The sequence below is a fragment of the Ruegeria sp. HKCCD7303 genome (genome assembly GCF_013111185.1).
Classification (GTDB): domain Bacteria; phylum Pseudomonadota; class Alphaproteobacteria; order Rhodobacterales; family Rhodobacteraceae; genus Ruegeria.
The window spans coordinates 275,012-298,855 of record NZ_WVRE01000001.1 but is presented as its reverse complement, the minus strand read 5'-3'; the positions used below and the strand labels follow the sequence as shown (position 1 = coordinate 298,855).

Below are 23,844 nucleotides of genomic sequence, written 5' to 3'. Positions count from 1 at the left end.
ATGGAAACCCGAGCGAATTATATCCTGATCGGCGCGTTTACCCTTGCAGGGCTTCTGGGCGCGTTTGGTTTTTTCCTTTGGCTTGCGAAATTTGAGGTCACACGCCAATACGCTTATTACGACGTCTTATTCGACAATGTCTCGGGGCTTTCTGCTGCGGGAGGTGTGAGCTTCAACGGCCTTCCTGTTGGCCAGGTTATTTCGTTGAATTTGGATGAAGACGACCCCTCGAAAGTCAGAGTTCGCATCGAAGTGGATGCAGATATTCCAATCACCGAGGAAACGATTGCCCAGTTGCAGTCCCTAGGTGTGACCGGGGTTGGCTATGTCGAGTTGACCGGTGGGTCGGCGAGCGCACAACGACTGGCACAAAACAGCGTGATCAAAAGCAAACGCAGCACAATCCAGTCACTGTTTGAAGGCGCACCGAAAGTGTTGGATGAGGCCGTCACACTTTTGGAAAGCCTCAACAAGGTCGTTGACGACAAGAACAGGGAAGCCGTGAGCGGTATACTAGACAATCTTGCGTCGGCTACAGGACGGTTGGACAACACTTTGACAAGCTTTGAGTCTGTCGCCAGCGATATTGGTAATGCCGCCAAGGACATTGGCGAATTCTCTAAGCGTCTGGATCCATTGATCGAAACAGCTCAGACAACGCTTGAGACAGGAACGGATACGCTGGACTCGGTCAAAACCGCATCAGAATCCGCCAAGGCCGCGTTGGACGAAGCAAAAACTACGATCCAAACGGCGGACCAGATCCTGCAAGAGGACATTCGACCTTTCATTGAACGCGGCGCGCAACTGGCTGAACGTTTGACGTTGTTGTCGGACGAAGGCAGCGTCACCTTGGAAATTGTCAACGAAACCGTTCTGAACGCCAATACGACATTGGGGTCGATTACGTCGGCGATGGACACGGCGAAGGGGGCGCTGTCTTCGGCAGAGACGGCGTTCAACTCAGCCAATCGGGTGATGGAAGAAGAAGTCGCGCCTGTGGCTGCTGACATCCGCAAAGCGGCTAATCAAGTGACCGAGACGGTCTCGAACGTGACCGAAAAGATCGATCAAATCTCGGACGACGTTCTAAGCGCATCGAATTCTGCGTCTGAACTGCTGGGCACCATCGACGGCATCGTTCAGAACAATCGTCGCCAAGTTTCGGATTTCCTGCGCGTCGGCCTTCCGCAATTTATCCGCTTCATCGAAGAATCCCAACGACTTGTTATCAGTCTCGACCGACTGGTGGATAAGATTGAACGGGATCCCGCACGATTCCTGTTGGGCACTCAAGCATCGGAGTTCCGCCAATGATCAAGCCTGTTCTCGCATTGCTGGCATTTGCCCTGATCGGCGGCTGCGCTGGCCTAGGTACGTTGCAACAGGCGGCCAAGCCCAACGACCTTTATTTATTGACGCCCAAAAGCACGTTTTCGTCCGCACTGCCCCGAATTCAAAAGCAGATCGTTGTCGAGGAACCAACAGCAACTGCGGCAGTGAACACAGATCAGATCGCTATTCAGCCGACGCCCTTGCAGGTGCAGTACCTTCCGCGCGCGCGTTGGGTAGATCGTGCTCCTTTGATCGTTCAAACGCTGTTGGTGGAAAGCTACGAGAATTCGGGAAAAGTTGCGGCGGTTGGTCGATCTACCGTTGGCCTGCGCGCAGACTATGTGATTGCACCTGACCTGCGTGAATTTCAGGGCATTGTGGTCCAAGAAACAGAGACCAGTAAATCGGTCCGTATTGAAGTGCGTATGAATATTAAGGTCATTGATGAGTACGAAGACAAGATTATTGCATCCAGCTCGTTCCAGGAAAATGTCGTGGCCGCTAGTGAACAAACACCTGATCTGATCGAAGCCTTTGACAAGGCCTTGGGCCGCGCGATGCGAGATGCGGTCGAATGGAGCATTCGCAGGATCAACACACATGTGGTGAATAACCCAAGGTCAAACCCTAACTGATCTGTGACTGTCACTTCACTTGAAATCGTGGGGAAACCTTGTTCCCGATCTGGTACAGTCGGGGAAAAGGTATTTATTGAAGTTTCCGTGGATCAATGCACGTGGACAGCCGTCTGGGTTCCCGGCTTTGGCGCACGACAGAAAAACAATAGCGGAATTGTCGCCAGGGCCAGCAGGCCAAGATTGTTGAAAACGGTCAGGTAAGAGATCAGTTCTGCCTGCTTCGCGATTTCCTGACCCAGGATCGCAGCGCCCTGTGGGCTGTCTGGTGTCAAGCCAAGCGGCTTCAGGTAAGCTTGCGCCGCAGGATTATAGGGCGTCACATTCTGGCTTAGGACCGCCGTGTTGGTCTGAAGTCCACGTACGATCCATGTGCCGACCAGAGAGATGCCAACCGATGAGCCCAACTGGCGAGTGACGTTGAACAGGCCAGAGGCTTCGTCTTGTCGGTTTTGGCTGATACTTTCAAACGCCAGAATAGACATAGGCACAAAGACCAAACCCATCCCTAACCCACTGATGGCTCCGGGCCACGCCAGCTCCCAAAACCCGGCATTGAGGTTGATGGCACCCATCATGAAGTTCCCAATCGCAGTCAGCAACAATCCGGCGCCCGCCAATAAGCGTGGATCGAAACGATGAACCAGTACGGCGCCGGTCAGAACCATCGACAATCCTGCTGTCAAACCGCGCGGAATAAAAAGGTGGCCTGAAGCGATAACGGGAAAATCCAGAAGGTTTTGTACGAGCGTTGGCAGAACCGCAATACCGCCAAACAATGAGACCGCAAATCCGGCGATGACCAGATTGCACAGGGCAAAATTGCGGTCCGCAAACAAACGCAGATCCACAACCGCGTTACGCGCGGTCAATGCGTGAACAATAAACCCGATCGCGCCCAGCACCGACGCGACCACAGCCACTTGAATGACACGAGACGACATCCAATCCATGGTTTCGCCCTGATCCAGGACAAATTGCAGACACCCGATGCCAAGTGCCAACAAGGCCAGACCTTTCCAGTCGATCTGTACATCCTCGGTCTTGTCTTCGGGCAATTCCCCGGCCAGCAACAAAAGGGCAAGGGCGGCCACAGGCAAGTTGACGAAAAACACCATCCGCCACGAGAAATACTCGGTCAGGATCGCACCAACCGTCGGCCCAAGAACGGGTGCCACTACGACCCCCAAGCCGAAAACCGCCATCGCCTTCCCACGCTCTTCTCTGGGGAAGGCGTCGAACAGGATCGATTGCGATAATGGGATCAGGAAAGCGCCAAACATGCCCTGGGCCAGCCGAAAGGCAACAATAACTTCCAAGCTCCAAGACAAGCCGCACATCATCGACATAACTGCAAAGCCGCTCACTGCTGTAAGGATCAAACGTCGCCGACCAACACGGCGGGCCACAAAGCCAGTCAGTGGCATTATGACAACCGCCGATACGATATAGCTGGTCAGAATCCATGTCGCTTGGTCGGTTGTCGCCCCAAACGCGGCCTGAATATGCGGCAAGGCAACGTTGACAATCGTGCTGTCCAGCACTTCCAATATGGCGCTGAGAACAACAGCAACCACGATCACCCGGTTGACAGGGCCGGACGCCGCCGAAGTCATTTTCCGTCCGCCGGGCCCGTTGTGTCCACGACAACTTTGCTGCTGCCGCCGACCCGCAACGGAGCATCGGTCGGATCAAGTGCGATACGAACCGGAAAACGCCGTGTGACCTTGACCCAGTTTCCACTGGCATTCTCGGACGGCAGCAAAGAGAATGTGTCTCCTGAACCGCGTCCGATTGAGGCCACCTTGCCGGTAAGCTTCACCCCCGGCAGCATGTCGACGTGAACTGTCACAGGCTGCCCGGGCCGGATACGAGGCAACGACGTTTCCTTGAAATTAGCGTCTACCCACCAATCCGAGGACTCAACAATCGAGAATTGAGGCGCGTTGGCAGAGACCGAAGATCCGGGGCGCAACGTCAGATTGGCGATCCAGCCATCTGCGACCGCATAGACCTTGGTCCAAGCCAGGTTTGTTTCGGCGATCTCAAGCTGCGCCTGAGATGACAGGATGTCGTCCTGTTTTGCTTCCAACCCGCTTTGCAGCGCCAACAAGCTGGATTGGCTGGTCGTCAGCCGTGCCGAGGCCTGCGCGAATTCTGATGTCGTCTGGTCCAATGAGGCCTGCGCGACATCACCTGCAGCAAACAGGGCTTTCGCGCGCTCTAGGCTCTTATTTGCAGTGTCATAAGCAGATTGGGCGCTTTGAACGGACGCTTCAGCGGCCGTAATTTGTGTCGAGTACGACTTGGCCTGTTGAATGGCACTGTCCAGATCAGCTTTGGCCGCGTCGACGGAGGCTTTGAACTGCGTATCGTCAATAGTGAACAGGAGATCGCCATTCTTAACCGATTGGTTATCGGAAATCTGGACTTCCGCCACTTGCCCGGTCACCTGGGCTGCCACATAAATGATGTTGGCGCCGATATAAGCATCCTGGGTGGATGGGTACCGTTCCTCGTGCCGCCAAAACAACAGCAAACCCACACCGATTACTGCCAACATAACAGCAATGGCTATGGTTTTGAGAGGTCTCATGCCGTTTACCTTTGTTGTGCGCTGCCTATTACATCACATGCATATGCATTCGGATCGCCAGGTTGCCCAACACCCAAACCGTACCCAGAATCATAATCAACAAAACCATCGTGGAAAACAGCACAAGGTGCAGGTCTTCCCGGCTGCTGCGACGACGGTCGATATGCAGGAAATAAACTAGCTGCAAAACAAGCTGTGCCAGACCAAGCAATCCAATTGTCAGATACACGCCAGTGGTTTCGATCCCGAATAGATGCGCCACGCCAAACATGGCCAGTGTAAGCAACAGCGACCCGCCATATCCGATCACATAACGTCGCCGCTCACGACGGTGCATTTCAGAGCGCTTATCCATAGGTCAGACCTCCGAAATAAACGATGGTGATTATTCCGATCCAGATCAGGTCAAGGAAGTGCCAGAACAACGCCAGACGCACCACGCGTGAGATAATCAGGTCTGTCATTCCTTTCGCGCGCAATTGAATGCCCAGAACGATCAGCCACAGACATCCCGCCGCAACGTGCAAACCATGCAGCGGGACCAGACCGAAGAATGCCGATAGGAAGCCGCTGCGTTGTGGAACACCGCCTTTTTCCGCCATGGCCATGAAGTCACGCAGTTCAAGAACCAGAAAGCTGAGTCCCAACAAAAGCGTAACCCCAAACCAAAGAATGATGCGCCCGCGCGGCAAGTTGTACTTTAAGGCCAGCATGGCAAGACCGACAGTCAGGCTGCTGGTCAACAAGATCAGGGTTTGAGCAAAGACACTTTTCAGATCGAACAGTTCGTGCGGACCGGGTCCACCTGCCTGCGCATCAATCATTGTGATATAGATTGCAAACATCAGGCCGAAATAGACCAGATCGCTCATCAGGAAGACCCAGAAACCAAAGGTGACAACCTCTGTCGCCTTGTCGGCACTCGCGTGGCGTTCCCCAAGGTTGATGCCCGGATAACTATGCGTTGGCGCGCGTTTCATGTGACTGCCTCCAGATCTGGGCGGGCGAGGCCGCGGTTTTCTGGGGAGGTTTCGTAGTCACGATCCACAGCCCTTTCACTGTGAACTAGAGACAACCAGGCTTCATGATCTCTGCGCACTTCTTCAGCAGCGATGGTGAATTCGGTACTGTCGTCAAAGGTCCAGATGATCACGGCCAGGATCATCAGCACAGTCATCAAGGCCGCCAACCACCAGATCCACCACACCAAAGCAAACATCCAGACTCCGCTGAATACACAGAGGATAAAGCCGATACCGGTATTGCGCGGCAATTCGATATCTTCATATGCGTCCGGCGTTGGATACGCGATGCCTCGTTCTTTGGCGGCAGCGAAGTCATCACGATCCTTTACCTGTGGGATGATTGCAAAATTGTACGGCGGCGGTGGCGATGGAATCGACCACTCCAATGTACGGCCATCCCATGGATCCCCCACCGGAACACGGGTCTTTTCGCGATCCCGGATACTGACCCACAATTGGATGAGAACCGAAAACAAGGCGCACGTAATCACCAATGCCCCGATGATGGCGACAATCATGAAAGGATGAAAGGACGGATCGTCGTAACTGAAGGAACGACGCGGCATCCCCATCAGCCCGACGAAATAGAGCGGCATGAAGGTCAACAAAAACCCTATGGTCCAAAGAGCGACCGTAGCGCGCCCCCAAAATTCGTTCAGGCGGAAACCAAACGCCTTGGGAAACCAATAGTTATAAGCTGCCAACAGACCAAACAGCACACCCGGCAACAGCACGTTGTGGAAATGCGCTACCAGAAATAGCGTGTTGTGCACCTGATAGTCGACCGTTGGATTGGCCAGGATCACTCCGCTAAGGCCACCAATCACAAACAGCATCAGAAATGCCAGCCCATACAGCATGGGCACTGAAAATCGGATGCGCCCACGCCACAAGGTTGCCATCCAGTCATAGACTTTTACACCCGTAGGAATGGCGATGAGCATGGTTGCGATACCAAAGACGGCGTTGATCAATGCGCTTTGACCCATGGTGAAAAAGTGATGCAGCCAGACCGTGAAGGAAAGCACCGCAATCGACATCGTCGCTATGACAAGCGAGTTGTAGCCATAGAGCCGCTTGGCCGAGAACGTCGCGAACACCTCGGAATAGATACCATAGGCAGGCAGAACCAGCAGATAGACCTCGGGGTGACCGAACAGCCAGAACAGGTTGGCGTAGTTCATCATGTTGCCGCCGAGGTCGTTGGTGAAAAAGTGGAAATCCAGATAGCGGTCTGCGGCCAGCATCAGCGCGGCAACACCCAGGGGCGGCATCGCAAAAACGATCAGGATCGAACTGCAGATAATCGTCCAGCAATACATCGGCAGCCGCATGAAGGTCATTCCCGGCGCGCGCATTTTGTAGATCGTTACGGCAAAGTTGATGCCTGTGAGCGTGGTCCCAATACCCGATACAACGATGGCCCATATCCAATAATCCGGTCCCACTCCCGGATTAAACGCGGCGCCCGTATATGGCGGGTAAGCTGTCCAGCCGCCCGTTGAGAATCTCCCCACCACCAATGAGACCATCAACATCATGCCAGCGGACACAGTCAGACCCAAACTGATCTGGTTCAATCGGGGAAACGCGACATCTCGCGCCCCGATCATCAGCGGCACAACATAATTGGCGATACCAAAGACGAAGGGCACGGCAACAAAGAAAATCATGATCGTGCCGTGGGTGCTGAAAAGCTCGGCAAAGTGTTCGGCCTCGAGAAATCCATCACCCGGCCCCGCGGCTTGCTGAGCGCGCATGACAACGCCTTCCAACACGCCGCGCGCAAGCATTACGATGGCAAAGACGACATACATGATGCCTATCTTCTTGTGATCGACGCTGGTCAGCCAATCGCGCCACAGCGGTGTCCACAGCCGAAACCAGCTGAGTAGTCCCACCACGGCAATAACGCCAACGATCACGACTCCCGCAGCCGCATTTGCCACGATCTCATTGGCACTGGGGTCTTGAAGCAACCCGGCAATCGGAAGCGCATCCCAACTGAGGCGGCCCAAAAAGCCAGTTTCGGTTGACGTCATTTTTGCGCCTCCTGCCCGAAGGATGCCGTGCCCGGTTGTTGATCGGCAGGCAAGCCCTCGCCGGTGTGATACCGGTGCAGAATGCTTTGGAACACATCCTCTTCCAGCGTGAAATACAGTGCATCATCAGGCATCTGTGCTGTCCCCAAAGCTGCTTGAACCTCATCCCTGTCGGTTCGCATCGCAAGCGTCTGATAGGTGGCCGCATTCAGCGGGATGCCGCCGGTGCGCACTTTGTCGACCCAGTTATCAAAGGCATCTTGCTCCATCGCAACAGTGCGGAACTTCTGTTTTGTGAACCCACGTCCGTTATACTGTGTGTTTTCGCCCTGCATGACCTCTGGAGTATCCGCGACCAGATGCAATTGCGTTGTCATGCCCGGCATCGCGTAAATCTGACCGGCCAGAGCGGGGATCATGAAAGACTGCATCACAGTATCGGTGGTTAATGTCATGGCCACCTGTCGTTTGGTTGGGATTCCAAACTCGCCGACGCTGGCAATGCCCAGATCGGGATAGAGAAACAACCACTTCCAATCCAGACCAACCACCTGAACCTGCACGGCCGGCTCCTCACCAAAACTTGCTGAATACGGGTCGAGCCGGTGCGTCGCCTTCCAAAGATAGAAAGACAGGAGCGCTACGATCAAAACAGGCACGCCCCACATGATAATTTCCAGTTTGGCTGAAAAATCCCAGTCCGGCCTATAGGCAGCGGTTCCACCCCTTCGACGCCGGTATCGAAATGCGATCCAGGGGACCAGAACGAGGACGGGTATGACCGCCACCATGATCAGGGCGGTCGCCCGTAACAGATGAGTTTTCTGAATGGCTGCAATCGGACCTTGCGGATCCAAAAAACTGTCGCTGGCAACAGCCATTTGCGCAGTTACAGCCAAAATGAACACGGCAGCCACCACGAGCGAGGATAGGGTGGACAATCTGCCTGCGGCCATAACACACAACCCTCTCGTGATCCAGATTCCACCCAACTATCAGCAAATGCGAAAGTTTTCTCAAGACCTTTCCATACTGCAGATTGCCAGGTAAGACTTTCATTCAACCTTGGGCATCAATGGAAAACCGCATCAGTCGAGCCCCGGCCAAAACAGGGACGCAACTTGGTTTTGATACACAAAATACTTGCAATCATAGGTCTTATTTTGACTTCGCAAGCTGCGCTGGCTCAGGATCGCGCTGAAGTTGAACGTCAATTCCAAACCTGGTTGCAAGAGGTGGTCTGGCCAAAAGCGCGTTCCAAAGGGGTTTCACGGGATACGATGCAACAGGCGTTTTCTGGCGTGACCCTGAACTGGAAACTGCCAGATCTGGTCCCGCCCGGACAAAAGGCCAAGACACCGAAAAATCAGAAACAGGCCGAATTCGGCTCGCCTGGGCGGTACTTCAACTCAGGATCCGTTCAGGGTGCCACCTCGGTTGGGCGCAAGATGGCAAAACAGCATTCCGCAATCCTTGCCTCGGTCGAGCGCGAAACCGGTGTGCCCGGCCGCGTAATCCTGGCAATCTGGGGCAGAGAGAGCGGGTACGGACAGGTCCCCATCCGCCACGACGCGTTTCGCGTTCTATCGACCAAAGCGTTCATGAGCACGCGTGCCGAGTATTTTACAAACGAGTTGATTGCGGCCCTTCAAATAGCCGAGGCTGGTTATTTACCTGCCCAAGACATGAAAAGTAGCTGGGCGGGTGCATTGGGTCAGCCACAATTCATGCCATCCAATTATTTGACCTATGCAAGAGACGGCGACGGGGACGGCCGGGCTGACATCTGGGGATCGCCCGCTGACACAATTGCGTCCATCGGCCATTATTTGGACCAACATGGATGGCTAAGCGGTCGAGACTGGGGTTTCGAAGTTTCCGTTCCCGCGAATGTGTCCTGCGCTTTGGAAGGGCCCGATCAGGGCCGACCCATTCACGAATGGGAAAAAATGGGGATACGCCGGATTTCAGGCAGGCCCTTTCCGGACCATGAGCGTGACGGCCTCGGCTATCTGATGATGCCAGCTGGACGCCATGGACCGGCCTTTCTGGTTACACCAAATTTCTATGTGCTCAAAGAATACAACAAAAGCGATCTTTACGCTCTGTTCGTTGGCCATGTTGGAGACCGCATTCAATTCGGTGTCGACGATTTTGTCGGGCAATGGGGTCCGGTCGGTGGGCTGTACCGTTCTGACATCGCCGCAATGCAGCGGACCCTCGAGAAAATGGGCCATGACGTTGGCGGTGCCGATGGTTTGCCGGGCTTCAAAACACGCCGCTCGATTGGCCGGTGGCAAATGACTTCAGGCTTTGCGCCAACTTGCTTTCCGGAACCTGCGATGAAGGCACAACTGACCCCCTGAGGGTGTTCTCAAATCTTGAGTTGTCGCTTGGGCTAACACCAAACCTGCCACGCCGGTCAGCCCGCGAAACCCCAGCGCGCACAGGTTTCATACCCGGGTCACGTCCATTGGAGGTCTTTTGAGTGAATTGTTGCTGATTTCAGAACAGAAGTGTGGGAACAGGCGTCCGCTCCTTAAAAAACACTTTTCCTCAAGAACAGTCTCAAAACCCTACCCTTGATTTGTCTTGACCTCTTTTCATCATCCCCGGATGCGTCGGAAAGATGTGGCTCACACAGTTTTTATCACCGCACTAACAAACTGGAAAACGTTCACAAAAAAGCATATATTTTTGAGTAAGATACACCCCAGTGAGCCTAGCTTTTTCAGATGACTGAAGAGATGCCCAACTGTTGCCAGATAACCCAAACTCGGGCATGGACCGGCTGAATTTCAACCGTAACCACTTCACAGAATGCGAATCCGGATCACTGTTATAATCCTGTAAAAGGCTTCAACCATCATGCGGGTACGCAGCCAAGATTGCAGATCCTGCTTTTGACAGCCGCCGGACAAGGTGGCACGATTTGACCAATTGCCAACCAGGCCATCGGGTATCATTGATTGATCGGGTTACGCAGCCTATGAGAGCATGTCGGATTAAATCCGTTTTTTCGGCTGAATATTGAAATTGAGAGGCATCATGACACGCAAGGTCACCAAAGCGATTTTTCCAGTTGCAGGAATGGGAACGCGGTTTTTGCCTGCAACCAAGTCGGTCCCAAAAGAGATCATGACTTTGGTGGATCGCCCATTGGTGCAGTACGCAATCGACGAAGCACGTGCGGCAGGCATTAAGGAGTTTATTTTTGTTACCTCGCGCGGCAAATCTGCGCTCGAAGACTATTTCGACCACAACCTGGTGTTGGAGCAGGAACTTAGGGCCAAGAAAAAAGACAAGTTGCTTGAAATCCTGGACAAGACGAACATGGAAAGCGGCGCGATTGCCTATATTCGCCAGCACAAGGCCTTGGGTCTTGGACACGCCGTTTGGTGCGCCCGCCGCCTGATTGGGGATGAACCCTTTGCCGTCATGCTGCCTGACGATGTAATCGCTGCAGACAAGCCGTGCCTTCAACAAATGATTGAAGCCTACGAGGAAACCGGTGGCAACATGGTCGCGGCTATGGATGTTTCGCCGGAAAAAACCAGCTCTTACGGGGTTTTGGATGTTGGCGACAGCATCGGTCCTGTCATCCCGGCCAGAGGTATGGTCGAAAAACCCGAGCCAAACGAAGCCCCCTCTAACCTGGCAGTTATAGGCCGCTACGTTCTGCGCCCATCTGTGCTGAACAACCTGAATGCGATGAAGACCGGAAGTGGCGGCGAAATCCAGTTGACTGACGCCATAGCCGAGGACATTGCAGATGGGGTCCCTGTATTTGGTTACAAATTTGACGGTCAGCGCTTTGATTGCGGTTCAAAATCGGGCTTTTTGCAAGCCACGGTAGCTTTTGCGCTTGCCCGTGCCGATTTGCGCGATGACCTGAGTCAATACCTGAATGATATTGTCGCCACCGGAAAAGCAGCCCAGTAGTTAAAAGCCATTTCACCGAGTACGATTAATGAAGTACAGTCAGTGGTTACCAGTTCAAAGGCAAACGCAGTGACGATTACAGTTCATCCTGTCATTCTTTGCGGAGGATCAGGGACACGTTTATGGCCTCTGTCGCGCAAGAGTTATCCCAAGCAGTTTGTTCCGTTGGTGGGAGAAACCACACTTCTACAAGATTGCGCAGAACGCATGCTTGGGCCATCAGAAGCGCCATATGCAAAGCCGCTGGTTCTGACGAATGAGGCCTTCCGCTTTATCGTCCCGGAACAACTGGCCGAAGTTGGCATTGACCCCGGACCAATTCTGATTGAACCAGAAGGGCGCAACACAGCCCCTGCTATTCTGGCTGCTGCCCTCTATCTTGCATCCCGCAACCCGGACGCGATCATGCTTGTGGCTCCGTCAGATCATGTGATTCCAGACAAGACCGCGTTCCACAAGGCGGTCGCCGAAGGCGCGCGCGCCGTCAGCGAACGTGGTGATCTGGTGACGTTTGGCATTACGCCCACACGTCCAGAAACGGGGTACGGGTACCTCAAACTCAGTCACGCACCGGATTCGAGTGAACCCGCGGTTCCGCTGGATTGTTTTGTCGAAAAACCGGACGCTGACACCGCACAGTCGATGTTGGAAGACGGCAGCTATTTGTGGAATTCGGGTATTTTTCTGTTTGCGGTGCGCGACATCGTGGCAGCATTCCAACAACATGCAGGAAGTTTGATCGCACCTGTGCAAAAAGCCGTTGCCGAGGCAAAAACCGACTTGGGCTTCCTGAGGTTAGACCCTGCCGCTTGGGCCGAAAGCGCAGACATCTCAATCGACTATGCAGTCATGGAGAAAGCGGAAAATCTGAGTGTGGTCCCATTCTCCGCCGGATGGTCTGATGTCGGAAGCTGGACCGCTGTACAAGAACTGTCGGATGTGAATGAAGATGGCGTGGTGACAAATGGTGACGTCACCGCGATCGAATGCCGAAACGTTCTGATACGATCAGAATCGCCCACACAAGAAGTGGTGGCGATGGGGCTTGAGAACGTTATAGCGGTTGCGATGCCCGATGCGGTTCTTGTTGCCAGTATGGACAAGGCACAGGATGTAAAACAAGCCGTAACCGCGTTGAAGGAAAAAGGGGCGAAACAGGCAGAGACGCTGCCGGTAGATCACCGCCCGTGGGGATGGTTCGAAAGCCTGGTGGTCGGTGACAGGTTTCAGGTCAAGCGGATCCACGTCCATCCGGGTGCCGCGTTGAGCCTTCAGTCCCATCACCATCGATCCGAGCATTGGATTGTGGTCAAGGGCACCGCCAAAGTCACCATCGACGACAAAGAGCAACTGGTGAGTGAAAACCAATCCGTCTACATCCCATTGGGCGCCACACATCGGATGGAAAACCCAGGTAAAGTTCCTATGGTCCTGATCGAAGTGCAGACGGGCGCTTATCTGGGTGAAGACGACATCATTCGCTACGAAGACATTTATTCCCGCGAGTAATTGGCGAAAGCTCCTGATCTAATCTGGCTGGGCTCTCCTGGCTTGACGATCAATAGTAAACAACAGGTTTTCCGGGCGGTCGGCCCGGTCACATAGGATTGACGCGCTTCGCGGCAGTGTAGCGCGCAACCGATGTTTCGGGCCGACAGCTACAGGAGGACCCTCGTGTCACAAACCTCACCCCGACTGAACCTTCCCTTTCTGCAACCATCACAGGCGCAAAAACACGTCACTCACAACGAGGCTCTGCGAAGACTTGATCTGATCGTGCAATTAACGGTCCGCTCAACGAACGCAAATACACCGCCAGTGGTTCCCGAACAGGGCGAGGTTCATGCGGTTGGGGCCTCACCAACAGGTGACTGGGTGGGGCACGCCGGGGACCTTGCCGCCTGGTTGGACAATGCGTGGCATTTCGTGACCCCGTCTTCAGGTTGGCGCGCCTGGGACGAAAGCACTGGCGAATTTCAACTTTGGGATGGCACAGCCTGGGCCCCTGTGCCCGTTAACATGCAAAATCTGGATGGCGTCGGCGTATCGGCACCTTCGGACACAACAAACCGCCTCACAGTGCGAAGCCCCGCCACCTTGCTGACCCACGAGGGCAGTGGGCATCAGCTAAAAATTAACAAGGCCAGCTCTGGTGATACTGCATCACTTCTGTTTCAGTCGAACTGGACAGGTCATGCCGAAATGGGTCTGTCCGGCAGCACTGGGTTTTCCATCAAGGTGTCCCCCGACGGTGCGAGCTGGACAGATGCGTTGAGCTTTGATCCCAACACCGGAGCAGCCACAGGTGCAGCCGTCCAAAGTGACGCGTCCGACACCACCGCTGGCCGCCTTATGCGAGCAGATTTCGGTTACGGCCCCGGTAACCTTTTGGGCTCGGTTTCTGAGAACACTGGCACACCTACCGGAGCCGTCATCGAACGTGGCCATAACGCAAACGGAGAGTACGTTCGGTTCGCCGATGGGACCCAGATCTGCACGTTCACACTGCCCGCGGTTGATTGCACCAATACTGAAGGTGCTCTGTTCGCCAGTTCAGCACTGACCTGGGATTTTCCCATCGCCTTTGCTGCGACACCCTGTGTGAGTGGAAGCGGAGGCGCTGTTGATCGGTTTATCGGTTTGGATACACCCGACACAACACAGGTTAACTGCAAGGTGCTGTCGGTCCTTTCAGATTCCTCGGCACTGTCTGCGACCGTAATCGCGGTCGGGCGTTGGTACTGACAGAATCGGCCGCCCGCCCCTTGTATCGGGCGGCTGTTTTTCGAATTGGTCTAGGTTGGTCTGTTCCGGAAATCACGTGGGAGTTCACGAAGGCCATTTCAACGGCCCTGTAATTTACCTAAAACGCTTCAGTTCAACAAAGCATCGCTTTTGGCCTTATTGGTTCGAAAGCGACCGCTTTCCGGGACCGTGCCCCGATTGCCGAAGGTTCGCACCAAAACCAAGGGTTTCACAGCTTTTGAAGGCTCCGGCAGCAACATGCTGACCTTTGTTGGGCCAGGCGCATTTGTGGCTAAGATCTTGGGCATGGGAAGCCTTAGCGGCACGTCTAATCCTATGAAACAAATATTCCTTATTCGATGTGAACTCGATGAGATAGGCGCTGTCAGGCCGGGATATCAGTGACCAAAAGCATCTTTGCCTTTGACGCAAACCGCAATTAATTCAATGCCCTTGTTGCTTCCAAAACATCAAGACTCTATTGGAAACGGCCTACGGCCTCTTTGAACCATTGAATTTGGCGTCCATTTCTTCGATTGTTCACACATTGTCGGCAGGTATTGGTAAAAAAGGATTAAATGATGCGTATTGCGATGATCGGAACCGGTTACGTTGGCCTTGTGTCCGGCGTGTGCTTTTCGGATTTCGGTCACGATGTGATTTGCGTCGACAAGGCAAACCAAAAGATCGACATGCTCAAAGCCGGACGGGTTCCGATTTACGAGCCGGGTCTGGATGTTTTGATGGCCAAAAACGTGGCTGCTGGTCGACTGAGTTTTACCACTAATCTGGCAGATGCGGTGGATGGAGCAGATGCCGTCTTCATTGCGGTGGGCACACCAACCCGGCGCGGTGATGGCCATGCAGACCTGACCTATGTCATGGCCGCCGCGGAAGAAATCGCAAATGCCGTCACTGGCTATACGGTGATCGTCACAAAATCGACCGTACCCGTTGGCACCAACAGACAGGTACAAGAGGTGGTTGCCGCAGCCAACCCAAAGGCGGATTTTGATGTCGCGTCCAACCCAGAATTCCTGCGCGAAGGTGCCGCAATTGACGATTTTATGCGCCCCGACCGCGTTGTCGTGGGCGTTGAAAACGACCGCGCCGCCGAAGTGATGGCCGAAATCTACCGCCCTCTCTACCTACGAGATTTTCCGATCCTGACAACCGATCTGGAAAGTGCTGAGATGATCAAATATGCCGCAAACGCGTTCTTGGCGACCAAGATCACCTTTATCAACGAAATCGCGGGCCTGTGCGAAAAAGTTGGCGCAGATGTCAAAGAGGTATCCCGAGGCATGGGCCTGGACGGGCGGATCGGCAACAAGTTCCTGCATGCCGGACCCGGCTATGGCGGGTCGTGTTTTCCGAAGGACACTGCCGCGCTGGCCAGGATCGGTCAGGACCACGCGCATCCGATGCAGATTACGGAAACCGTCATTCGCGTGAATGACGAAATCAAAAAGCGCATGATCGAGAAGATCCGCGAAGCTTGTGATGATCGCTTCAACGGCAAAACCATTGCAGTTCTCGGTGTCACGTTCAAACCCAACACGGATGACATGCGCGACGCGCCGTCATTGTCCATTGTCCCTGCCCTGATCGGCGGAGGAGCAAAAGTACGCGTCGTAGATCCACAAGGCAAATCTGAGGGTGAAGCCTTGTTGCCTGGTGTTGACTGGTGCGATGATCCTTATGCGGCAGCCAAAGGGGCGGATGTGCTGGTTCTGCTGACCGAATGGAACGAATTCAGGGCTTTGAACCTTAGCGATTTGGCGGCGGCCATGAGCACCCCCAGAATGGTGGATCTGCGAAATATCTACTCAGAAAGCAAAACCCTGAAGGCAGGTTTCGAAACCTATGTCGGGGTCGGGCGCTGAGCTTACCCGATCTTGTTGTAGAACTTTTTGCGACGCCCCTTCCAGCTTGGCCAACTTACCCTGATGCTTCGCAGCAGAATGAGGGGTTACGTCTGGATGTAAATCCCAGTCCTTTGCCGGGTCGTTTCGGGCTCGGCAAAGGACTGGTGCGGCTTTACTCGCCCGCCCAGATCTTGCGCCTGCGTTCTTTGACCATTTCGTTGCCCTCGTCTGTGCCATCGTGGAACGTGTTGAACCACTCATCCCAAGGCGTTTCCCACGTGCCGTAGTTGCAATCGAAGAACCTGTGATGCAGCTGATGGAAAAAGTCCCCGACCTGAAACTTGGCCTTGTTGCCGAATTTAACGTGTTCGAAACCGGCATGAGAGGTCGGTGCACCAATTCCGTGATGAAACAGCAGAAATATCGCGTGGATTGGATGGGACGGCAGCAGAAAGAAAATCATCGTGTCGAACATCAAAAAGAAACTTTCGACAGGATGCATGGCTAGGCCAGACCATGGACCGGTGTTGATGTTGCGATGATGCCAAGCGTGCACTTTGGTATAGAACGGGCCGACATGCAGCAAACGGTGTAGCCAGTAGAAATGAAATCCCGCCCAGATCGGAACAAAGATTACAACCGCGATGAACCATATCGGATTGCTGTCGAAGGTGATCATGGTGATCCACCCATTGGCATAGGAATACAGGATCATGCATTCCCAAAAAGTCCAGAAGGTCAGCGCCGGGCCTAAGGTCCAGAAAATGTTGTCCCAGACCTGGTTCTTGAAGGTGAAAACCTTTGCGCCCTTCATCATCGGACGCATGTCATAGCGGTATTCATCCTGTTGCGTACGGAATTTCCACAGTGCCAGATGCAAGCCACCTGCAACCACCATCAGAATACAGAAATTCCGAAACCAGATCTCGGCCACCCAATCCCAGCTGAACGTCTGGATCCGGACGAGTGACGGGGTCAGGTAATTCCAGGTGATGATGGCAAAAACCAGCAGCAGCGCGCGCAGCGCCAACGGGTTCCAGCTTTGCAGAAGGTAACGCAGCGCAGCCAACGGTTTCATCGGCCAATCCCAGTACGGAGACGTCTGAATTGGCAATTGCGGTGTAAAGTTCCAGATTTTGCGCTTGGGTCGCGGAGGCAGAGCTGGATCGGTCATGGCTGGGCTCATTCATTTAGTTCGCTGCCAACACGCTAACGCGTCTTGAGCAAGGTTCAGCACGGTTTGTCTTGCAGGTCAGGATAAGTTTTGCTTAGCCTGTTAAAATGTCATCCCGCATCCCCTCTCTCAACTGGTTACGTGTGTTCGAAGCGGCCGCGCGAACCGAAAGCTTTGCCCGTGCGGCGGTGCAGCTGAACATGTCCGCCGCGGCCGTCAGCCAACAGGTGAAAGCGCTGGAAACCCGGCTGGGCACCCCTCTGTTCCACCGCCATGCCCATGCCGTTACTCTGACCGAGGCAGGGCGGGCGTATTTGCCATCGGTGCAACAATCCCTGTTGATGCTGGAAACTGCCACCACAGGCCTGTTTGGCGAAACGCGAGAGCAGCGTCTCTACGTGCAGTCTGTATTGCTTTTCGCCCATGGAATCCTGGCCAAGGGCCTTTCAGCATTTCAAGCCCGGCACCCTGATATCAACCTGTCACTGTCCACCGGAAACATCGTTTCGGATTTTGCCAATCGATTTACCGACTTGCAGATTGTTTTTGGTAACCCTGCCCTGTTTGGCACCGAAGGTGATGAGTTAATTCGAGAAGTTCTTTACCCTGTTGCACCGCCCGCTATCGCTGCACAGATCAAAACCCCGCAAGACTTGCTTAGTTACACTCTGATCGAGGTCTCAACACATCGCGCAAGTTGGCCGCATTGGTTCGAAACCCTGCGCTTGCCTGCAGGACAGGCTCAGTACTTTTTCGCTGACAACTCGATCATGGCCGCAGAACTGTCAGCAAGCGGGTTGGGTATTGCGCTTGCCCGCGCGCCTGCTTCAGATCGGATCATAGAATTGTCAGGGCTCGTGCCGTGCTTGCCCGACACCGCAGTTTCCGGACAAGAGGCGTACCACCTGATCTACCCATCGCTTGCAACCATGCGCAAACCCGCCCGCACCTTTCGTGACTGGCTGCTGGACTACAGCGCCGCAGTCCAGACTCGATAACGCCCTTGCCCCGTGACCTCTCTCACCAAACCTCGGCGGCTAAACAGATCGAAATTGCGCTGAACCGCCGCGCGGGACGCTTCGGTCAAGTCTTCGGCCAACGGAGCGGAGACCATCGGCCACGATGCCAGAACCTCGATCAAACGCGGTGGCGTGCGCCCGCTCAGATCTTGCGTGACGTCCCGGGCTTTGTCCTCCCACGCACTGATCCGGTCGAGATGCAAGAGACCCGCAAGGGCCGCCTGCCCTGCCCCTCGTATCCAGGATCCCAACTTTTCCGTCGGTTCGCCTGCCCCACGCAAGGCACCAGGGCCAGACAAGGCAAGCGGCATAAACAGGGCACCACCACGTCCCATGGACGCAGCGTGCCGCGCCGCAATCACGGCGGCCTCTGTGTCTTGTCCAATACCCTGCGCGATCGCGCGCCATGCATGAAACGCAATTGCCGATTGCGTCACCGGATGCAAACCTTCAGCGCTTTGCATAACTTCCGCCAAATCCACAACAGCCTCGGGCGCGGCATCAGAACCCTGTGCCAGACGGTCCAGAAACGCGGTCAGCCCGCTTTCCCATCCCCCTTCTGCAGGAGCAGCGCCCGAGCTTAATCGGCGCACAGCCCAACCCGCACGGAACAAAGCTTGCACATCGTCGTGGGTCGCGCCAATGCGCAGACCAGTCCACAAGGCCAATCGGTCCACACTGACCCGATCGCCGGTCCACCAGCCCAGATCAGACGTCTCCATCAAAGCCAGACGATGAGTCCATCCTTTGGGTCCAGCACGTAACCGTTCGTCCAGCGCCCCAAAAGTCAGCGCCAGATCCGCAAGCTCTGCCGACAAGTCTGACTGCGCCGCCCGCCAATCACGCGGGTCAAACAACAAACGCCGATCAGATCGGGGGCCGGGCGGGAAATAATCCTCCTCCGCCACCTCATCGGGTGGCAAAAACCACAAATCCTCTTCTTCGGTCGGATCACCGTCAAAAATACTGGCCGGGCCGAGATCTTCGGCCTCATCCTCCGGAAGCGGCATGGGTTTCTTCGAATTCATACCGGCATTCTTCGGGCATTTGCACCGGTTCACAAGAGGCTTTCCAAGAGTTTCTGATCAGCCTGCAAAGGTCCGGGTCAGAACGTCCAACTCATTCTGCAAATCAGTCTGCGGCGAATTGCCCAACAGCATGTACCCGTAGCCATCCTGCGCCCATGTGGCTGTCGCCAACCCACTCAGCACCGCTTGCTTGATCTCAGCCGGTGGGGCATCTGGCCCTTGACGGATAACGCAGAATGCAAAGGGCTGACCTTGTTCATCTGCAAAAACAACCTGAATCAGAGGCTTGCCTTTGAAGGACAGAACCTGCGCCCGTTTTAGCTCCAACCCCGGCAAGGATTCCAGCGTTTCACGGTTCAAAGACCGCCCAAGCTCTGCCTCAGCCATTTCAAATTGCTTGTCTAGCGATTTGGTTGAACTGTCTAGCGAGGCTATGGTCTCGGGCACGTAAAGCGACTGATAGATCGCAGCTTGCTGTGCCCAGCCCAGGTCTGCCGGTCGAGTGGCCCAAAAGGTCACGGCAATGGCAGCAATCGCCGCACTCGCTGCGACTGCAACAAGGCGCAGACCACTGCCGCGCGCAGCTGGCATCACCGGATCGGGCATCTCTACACTTGGCGCCTCAGCCGGAAGTTTCTCAAAAACATCATGAACAAGTGGCGCGAACGGATCCAGTACCATCAGGCGATGTTCCAGCGCGGTGTCGGTCTCAACCGCAGCCTCAATGGCGCGGCTCTGCGCCTCATCCAGCGTGCCTTCCAGATACGCCACCAGCGTTTCGTCGGAAAACGTCATTTGCCACTCCGTCGCGCGGTGTGCGCCGCATCGGGCTGCAGCACCGCTTTCAGTTTCTGCCGAGCATTCGAGAGCCGGCTCATGATCGTACCGATGGGAACCTCCAGCAAGGCGGCAGCTTCGCGGTAGCTGTACCCTTCGACGAACACAAGCATAACCGTTTCCCGCTGCGCTTCTGGAAGCTGCATCACTTGTGTAAACACTTCAGTGGCGAAAATATTCGTTTCTGTGTCCGGCCCGCTCGCCACAAGGTCTGCTTCTGGCGTTACCGATAATGCCTGCGCCCGACGGACCGAGCGTGATCGCACTTCGTTCAGCCAGATAGACCGACAGATTGTCATCAACCAGCTGTCCAGACGATTATGCGACGTGACCTGATGATGACGTTCCAACGCACGAAGACAAGTCGCCTGCAAAAGGTCATCCGCCACGTCAGACGCCCCAGACAATGCCAACGCAAACCGCCAGACGCGTTTCGAGTGCGTCTGCACCGCATCCCGAACGGCCTGTTCTGAAGTCATTTCGGCATTCATCGAATAAATCGCGACCTGTGTGTGTTTGGTTTTCACGGACCGGGCCCGCTCGGCAAAATTGTCATAAACCTTGGAGGAATGAAATGAAACTTCTGTTGAAAGCAGTCACGATTGCGTCGGCGATTGTTGCAACACCTGTTCTTGCCGGCACGTGGACTTTGGACAGCGACAACTCGCACTTGGCTTATGGCACCATAAAGAAAAACACTGTGGGTGAGGTTAACAGCTTTGGCAAACTCAGCGGGCATGTGACCCAAGATGGTCGCGCTGAAATCACCATCGACCTGTCATCTGTCGAGACCAATATCGATATCCGAAACGATCGGATGATTGAATTTGTTTTTCGAAAAGCCGGCTCGGCAACGCTGACGGCTGACTTCGACATGGCCGAAGTATCCGGGCTGTCGATTGGCGAAACCACCACAGTAGATGCAGCATCCGTTCTGTCTCTGGTTGGCTCGGACGTTTCTTTCGACACAGAACTGTTTGTAGCGCAACTGTCCGAATCTTCGGTCCTGGTTTCCACCAATGATATAGTGTTCCTCAGCGCAGAAGATGCTGGTGTGAACGCGGGTGTCGATAAGCTGATGGAACTGGCAAACCTACCGAGCATCACCCGGACAGTTCCTGTCACGGCCCGGCTGATCTTTCACTCTGACAGCAAACAGGCCGCCGCAACACCAGCAGCAGAAACTGCGGCCGTTGCAGCCGCCGCGTCAGGAGACATCAAGGCGGGGAAGAAAGTTTTTCGCAAATGCAGCGCTTGCCATAAACTGAACGAAGGCAGTAACGCTGTCGGCCCTTCCTTGCATGCCGTTATTGGCAAGCCAGCGGGCCAGGTTGAAGGCTTCAAGTATTCCGCTCCTATGCAGAACTCTGGCATAGTTTGGACACAGGAAAACTTGACTGCATTTCTGGCCGATCCCAAAGGCTTCCTCCCCGGAAATCGGATGCAGTTTCGCGGTCTGAAAAAAGACGAAGATATCGTTAACTTGTTGGCATATCTGCAGAGCGAAAGCTGAGTTTTACCGAGCTTCGACCTTGATTCAGTCGCGCGGACGCCCGCGCACTGATGATAGGGCGGAAAAATTCTCCATTTGAGGCGCAAAATCGCGCGCGCCAGATTACTTGCTTTTGGTTCGTAGCGCGCATTGTACTTGTCTCATCCCATTGCAATCCCTATCTACGGCTTCGCACGAACAACAGTTGGCATGGGCCTCACTGACGCAGCCCGGTATCTGCCCTTTTGGCCCGGCAAATTTTAGGGTATCTGAACGTGCGCACCGTTTCACGATTTGGAGAACGCAATGATAACGCGCGCCTGGAAAAAATGGCGATCAGGCTATATGGGCCGCCTTGTAGGCGAAAGCTTTTATGCTCAAGGCCCATTGTACGGCATCGCGATTTTGGCAATGATCGTGGTCGCCATCACGACGGCCGGGTCGGCCTATATGATGGAATACATCGTCGATGCCATGACAAGCCCGGAACTGCGGGGATGGGCGCAGGTGATTGCGTTGGCAGTTGTGCTGCTGTTTCTGACCAAAGCGGTTGCCTCGTATGTTCAGTCTACTTTTCTGGCGCGCGCGGGTAACCGGATCGTGGCGCAGCAACAAGAAAAGGTGTACCGCAAACTACTTCGGCACGGCGTTTCATATTTTAGTGCAAATGAGTCGTCAGATCTGCTGATGCGCACTACCAATGGTGCGCAAGCTGCGCGGAGTTTGATTGATGTATTGGTGACTAGCTTTGTCCGCGATGCCCTGACTCTGGTCGGTCTGGTGGTTGTGATGGTTTATCAGCAGCCAGTTTTGTCGGTGATGTTCTTTGTTGTCGGCCCCATCGCCTTGCTGGGTGTTCGCTATTTGCTGAAAAGCGTTCGCTCGATCATGCAGGCAGAATTCAAGTCGCTGGCCGAAATTATCCGCGTATTGCAGGAAACCTCAGCAGGTATCAAAGTCATTAAGGTCTTTTCGCTTGAAGACAGAATGATTGACCGGATGGAAACCGCCATCCGCAAAGTCGAGCAACGTTCGAACGACATTGCCAGACTTCAGGCAATCGCCAGCCCATTGATGGAGTTTCTGGCGGGCCTTGCCGTTGCGGGTGTGCTGATTGTCAGCACGATGGGTATTGCAGGGTCTGAGCAACCGTCCGCCGGGCAGCTTATGTCCTTTATCACAGCATTGCTGATGGCTTACGAGCCGGCAAAACGCTTGTCACGCATGCGCGTCCAGATCGAAACCAACATGATCGGTGTCGGTTTGTTGTTCAGCTTGCTCGACTCGCAAGACACAATGGTGGAAAGCCCAGATGCCCGCGACTTAAAGGCCGGGCCCGGCCATATTGCCCTGCGCGACGTAACCTTCGGGTATCAAGGCGCGATGCCGGTGATAGAAAACATGAGCGTCACGTTCGAGGCAGGCAAAACCACCGCCCTTGTTGGCCAGTCTGGTGGCGGTAAATCCACATTGTTCGGGCTGATCATGCGATTCTATGACCCCGATGGAGGAGTTGTTGAGATCGATGGTCAGGATCTGCGAGACGTGAGCTTTGCTTCGTTGCGGCGAAAGATTTCTTATGTTGGTCAGGACACGTTTCTGTTTTCGGCATCGATCATGGACAACTTGCGCTGTTCAGCGCCGGAAGCAACCGATGAAGAAGTATTTGAAGCGGCCAAAGCAGCGCACGCCCATGATTTCATCATGGAATTGAAGGACGGGTATGACACTCAGGTCGGTGAAAACGGAACCTTCCTTTCAGGAGGTCAAAAACAGAGGATAGCCATCGCGCGCGCTATTCTGCGCAACGCCGAAATCTTGTTGTTGGACGAAGCCACCAGCGCCTTGGATGCTGAATCGGAATCGCTTGTCAAAAAGGCTCTGGATGCCTTGACGCAGAACGTGACCGTCATCGTCATCGCTCACCGCTTGTCGACTGTGCTTGAGGCAGACAAAATTATCGTGGTTCAGGATGGTGCAATTGTTGAGCAAGGCAATCTGGATGAGTTGATGAAGAAAAGCGGTAGCTTCCGCACTTTGTTTGATCAACAATTCAAAAAGCACACACCCACAAAAGAAGTCGCGGAGTAACCGCGACTTCAACTT

At 54.4% G+C, this 23,844-nt stretch carries 20 protein-coding genes; 10 read left to right on the top strand and 10 right to left on the bottom strand.

The window, feature by feature from the left end:
* Positions 1 to 1,317 carry an MlaD family protein gene (locus GS630_RS01280; RefSeq protein ID WP_171620878.1) on the top strand — a complete coding sequence of 439 codons (1,317 nt, stop codon included), beginning with the start codon at positions 1 to 3 and terminating at the stop codon, positions 1,315 to 1,317.
* The gene (locus tag GS630_RS01275) at positions 1,314 to 1,970 is read left to right on the top strand and encodes an ABC-type transport auxiliary lipoprotein family protein (RefSeq protein WP_171620877.1); all 657 of its coding nucleotides are present in this window, start codon (positions 1,314 to 1,316) and stop codon (positions 1,968 to 1,970) included. Before GS630_RS01280 ends, GS630_RS01275 begins: the two co-directional genes overlap by 4 nt.
* A 92-nt stretch (positions 1,971 to 2,062) precedes the next feature.
* Here GS630_RS01275 and GS630_RS01270 read toward each other — a convergent pair whose 3' ends face one another.
* Genes GS630_RS01270 through GS630_RS01245 form a run of 6 tightly spaced genes read right to left on the bottom strand, consistent with a single transcriptional unit; the run spans position 2,063 to position 8,589 of the window.
* On the bottom strand, positions 2,063 to 3,586 hold the full coding sequence (locus GS630_RS01270; RefSeq protein WP_171711816.1) for a DHA2 family efflux MFS transporter permease subunit: 1,524 nt from the start codon (positions 3,584 to 3,586) through the stop codon (positions 2,063 to 2,065).
* Positions 3,583 to 4,566, bottom strand: coding sequence for an HlyD family secretion protein (locus GS630_RS01265; protein ID WP_171235867.1), 984 nt, complete (start codon positions 4,564 to 4,566; stop codon positions 3,583 to 3,585). Before GS630_RS01265 ends, GS630_RS01270 begins: the two co-directional genes overlap by 4 nt.
* 28 nt (positions 4,567 to 4,594) lie before the next feature.
* Positions 4,595 to 4,921 (bottom strand): cytochrome o ubiquinol/quinol oxidase subunit IV, encoded by a 327-nt coding sequence (locus GS630_RS01260; protein WP_245223157.1) that lies wholly within the window; start codon positions 4,919 to 4,921, stop codon positions 4,595 to 4,597.
* Positions 4,914 to 5,546: a cytochrome c oxidase subunit 3 gene (locus tag GS630_RS01255; protein ID WP_171235866.1), complete on the bottom strand. Its 633-nt coding sequence runs from the start codon at positions 5,544 to 5,546 to the stop codon at positions 4,914 to 4,916. Before GS630_RS01255 ends, GS630_RS01260 begins: the two co-directional genes overlap by 8 nt.
* On the bottom strand, positions 5,543 to 7,633 hold the full coding sequence (locus GS630_RS01250) for a cbb3-type cytochrome c oxidase subunit I (RefSeq protein WP_171620875.1): 2,091 nt from the start codon (positions 7,631 to 7,633) through the stop codon (positions 5,543 to 5,545). The genes GS630_RS01255 and GS630_RS01250 overlap by 4 nt, the downstream gene beginning before the upstream one ends.
* The gene (locus GS630_RS01245; RefSeq protein WP_171235864.1) at positions 7,630 to 8,589 is read right to left on the bottom strand and encodes a cytochrome ubiquinol oxidase subunit II; all 960 of its coding nucleotides are present in this window, start codon (positions 8,587 to 8,589) and stop codon (positions 7,630 to 7,632) included. Before GS630_RS01245 ends, GS630_RS01250 begins: the two co-directional genes overlap by 4 nt.
* Before the next feature lie 207 nt (positions 8,590 to 8,796).
* Here GS630_RS01245 and GS630_RS01240 point away from each other — a divergent pair, with 207 nt between their 5' ends.
* From GS630_RS01240 to GS630_RS01220, 5 genes are all read left to right on the top strand, one after another.
* Positions 8,797 to 9,999 carry a lytic murein transglycosylase gene (locus GS630_RS01240; RefSeq protein WP_253285911.1) on the top strand — a complete coding sequence of 401 codons (1,203 nt, stop codon included), beginning with the start codon at positions 8,797 to 8,799 and terminating at the stop codon, positions 9,997 to 9,999.
* Between the two features lie 682 nt (positions 10,000 to 10,681).
* Positions 10,682 to 11,575 (top strand): UTP--glucose-1-phosphate uridylyltransferase GalU, encoded by an 894-nt coding sequence (gene galU / locus GS630_RS01235; RefSeq protein WP_171620873.1) that lies wholly within the window; start codon positions 10,682 to 10,684, stop codon positions 11,573 to 11,575.
* A gap of 69 nt (positions 11,576 to 11,644) precedes the next feature.
* Positions 11,645 to 13,084 carry a mannose-1-phosphate guanylyltransferase/mannose-6-phosphate isomerase gene (locus tag GS630_RS01230; RefSeq protein ID WP_171620872.1) on the top strand — a complete coding sequence of 480 codons (1,440 nt, stop codon included), beginning with the start codon at positions 11,645 to 11,647 and terminating at the stop codon, positions 13,082 to 13,084.
* Between the two features lie 165 nt (positions 13,085 to 13,249).
* Positions 13,250 to 14,320 (top strand): DUF2793 domain-containing protein, encoded by a 1,071-nt coding sequence (locus GS630_RS01225; protein WP_171235860.1) that lies wholly within the window; start codon positions 13,250 to 13,252, stop codon positions 14,318 to 14,320.
* Positions 14,321 to 14,901: 581 nt separating this feature from the next.
* Positions 14,902 to 16,206 carry a UDP-glucose/GDP-mannose dehydrogenase family protein gene (locus GS630_RS01220; RefSeq protein ID WP_171620904.1) on the top strand — a complete coding sequence of 435 codons (1,305 nt, stop codon included), beginning with the start codon at positions 14,902 to 14,904 and terminating at the stop codon, positions 16,204 to 16,206.
* A gap of 154 nt (positions 16,207 to 16,360) precedes the next feature.
* On the opposite strand, the gene GS630_RS01215 is transcribed toward GS630_RS01220, so the two are convergent.
* A complete protein-coding gene (locus GS630_RS01215; RefSeq protein WP_171620871.1) occupies positions 16,361 to 17,362 on the bottom strand; it encodes a sterol desaturase family protein in 1,002 nt (333 codons plus the stop codon).
* 107 nt (positions 17,363 to 17,469) lie between these two features.
* Here GS630_RS01215 and GS630_RS01210 point away from each other — a divergent pair, with 107 nt between their 5' ends.
* Positions 17,470 to 18,360, top strand: coding sequence for a LysR family transcriptional regulator (locus tag GS630_RS01210; protein ID WP_171620870.1), 891 nt, complete (start codon positions 17,470 to 17,472; stop codon positions 18,358 to 18,360).
* On the opposite strand, the gene GS630_RS01205 is transcribed toward GS630_RS01210, so the two are convergent.
* The 3 genes from GS630_RS01205 to GS630_RS01195 are packed head-to-tail and all read right to left on the bottom strand — an operon-like array spanning position 18,333 to position 20,773.
* Positions 18,333 to 19,409: a helix-turn-helix domain-containing protein gene (locus GS630_RS01205; protein ID WP_171711815.1), complete on the bottom strand. Its 1,077-nt coding sequence runs from the start codon at positions 19,407 to 19,409 to the stop codon at positions 18,333 to 18,335. The genes GS630_RS01210 and GS630_RS01205 overlap by 28 nt on opposite strands.
* A 57-nt stretch (positions 19,410 to 19,466) precedes the next feature.
* On the bottom strand, positions 19,467 to 20,204 hold the full coding sequence (locus GS630_RS01200) for a hypothetical protein (protein WP_171620868.1): 738 nt from the start codon (positions 20,202 to 20,204) through the stop codon (positions 19,467 to 19,469).
* Positions 20,201 to 20,773, bottom strand: coding sequence for an RNA polymerase sigma factor (locus GS630_RS01195; RefSeq protein ID WP_371809095.1), 573 nt, complete (start codon positions 20,771 to 20,773; stop codon positions 20,201 to 20,203). The genes GS630_RS01200 and GS630_RS01195 overlap by 4 nt, the downstream gene beginning before the upstream one ends.
* A 47-nt stretch (positions 20,774 to 20,820) precedes the next feature.
* Here GS630_RS01195 and GS630_RS01190 point away from each other — a divergent pair, with 47 nt between their 5' ends.
* Positions 20,821 to 21,759, top strand: coding sequence for a c-type cytochrome (locus GS630_RS01190; protein ID WP_171620867.1), 939 nt, complete (start codon positions 20,821 to 20,823; stop codon positions 21,757 to 21,759).
* Positions 21,760 to 22,044: 285 nt separating this feature from the next.
* Entirely contained in the window at positions 22,045 to 23,829 is a 1,785-nt protein-coding gene (locus tag GS630_RS01185) for an ABC transporter ATP-binding protein (RefSeq protein ID WP_171620866.1), read from the top strand.
* The last annotated feature ends 15 nt before the right edge of the window (positions 23,830 to 23,844 follow it).